Source organism: Gordonibacter pamelaeae 7-10-1-b (assembly GCF_000210055.1).
Lineage (GTDB): Bacteria > Actinomycetota > Coriobacteriia > Coriobacteriales > Eggerthellaceae > Gordonibacter > Gordonibacter pamelaeae.
Genome location: NC_021021.1, coordinates 2650384 through 2651604, shown reverse-complemented (window position 1 = coordinate 2651604; position 1221 = coordinate 2650384). Strand labels below are relative to the sequence as shown.

1 protein-coding gene is annotated in these 1221 nt (G+C 69.3%); it reads left to right on the top strand.

Going from position 1 to position 1221, the window contains the following annotated elements; genetic code table 11:
- Positions 1–488: 488 nt before the first annotated feature.
- The coding region (mazG, locus tag GPA_RS12285; protein ID WP_083809125.1) for a nucleoside triphosphate pyrophosphohydrolase at positions 489–1221 on the top strand (733 nt) is incomplete at its 3' end.

Here is a 1221-nt window from a genome sequence, read left to right as displayed (position 1 = left end):
CCCTCCGGCCGTCGCCTCTCGTCATCCGGCCTCCGCCTCCCGCCGCCCCGGCCGCCGGCTCTCGCAAGCCGCAAGCTGCCTGCCGTTCGGCGTCGCTCGCTCCCGCTTCCGCAGGTTCGGCGCGTCAATGTCGCGCTGATCCGCCTCAAGTGTCAAAAAACGGTCGCTTTGGCAAGCGAAGCGGCGCCTGTCGACCGGTGTTTCGCCCATAGCGTTGCAGAAACCGCAGGTCACGTGTTCCCATGGAGACGATCGCCGCAGTCTCCGTTTGCCAAAGCGGCCGTTTTTTGACACTTGCGAGCAGGTTACGCTTCAGGGAGGGGTGGCCGCGCATGTTGCGAGCGACCCGCCAGCCGAGGCTCCACCCGCCGCGGGCTCGCTGCCACGGGCTGCCAAAGCGCCTGCACCGTGGAGTGTAGCGCATTCGACGCCGCGTGCGTTGACGAGGGGTATACTGCTTGCAGACCATCGGCTGAAAGGAAGCGTCCATGACCACCGAGCCCGAACTTGCGCCCGCGCCCATCGCGCCCATCGACCACCCGTGCTTCGACGATTTCGTGGCCACCATCGCCGCACTGCGCGCTCCGGACGGGTGCCCATGGGACCGCGCGCAGACGCATCGGAGCATCGCGCATAACATGATCGAGGAGGCCTACGAGGCGGTGGACGCCATCGAGTCCGGCGACACGGCGCACCTGCGCGAGGAGCTGGGCGACGTGCTGCTGCAGGTGGTGCTGCAAAGCCAGATAGCGGCCGATGCGGGCGCGTTCGATATCGACGACGTGTGCGCGGACGTGAACGCGAAGATGATCCGCCGCCATCCGCACGTGTTCGGCGAGGCGCGCGCGGACAACGCCTCCGAGGTGCTGGACCTGTGGGACCAGGTGAAGCTGGCCGAGCGCTCCTCCCAGAATGCGGCAGGCATCGTGCCGAGCGCCGGGGCTTCGGGCTCCGATGCGGCGGCAGGCGCCGGCGTAGCCGGCCAGGCCGCACAACGCGAGGGCCTGCTCGACGGCGTGCCCACGAGCTTCCCCGCGCTCATGCAGGCGCAGAAGGTGTCGCGCAAGGCCGCGTCCGCCGGCTTCGAGTGGGATTCGCTCGACGATGTGTGGGAGAAGGTGCGCGAGGAGGTCGACGAGCTGCGCGCCGCCTACGCCGCCGCACCGAAGGCCGCGAACGGCAAGGTCGATGCCGGCGCGGCCGAAGGCGATTCCGCGGCGG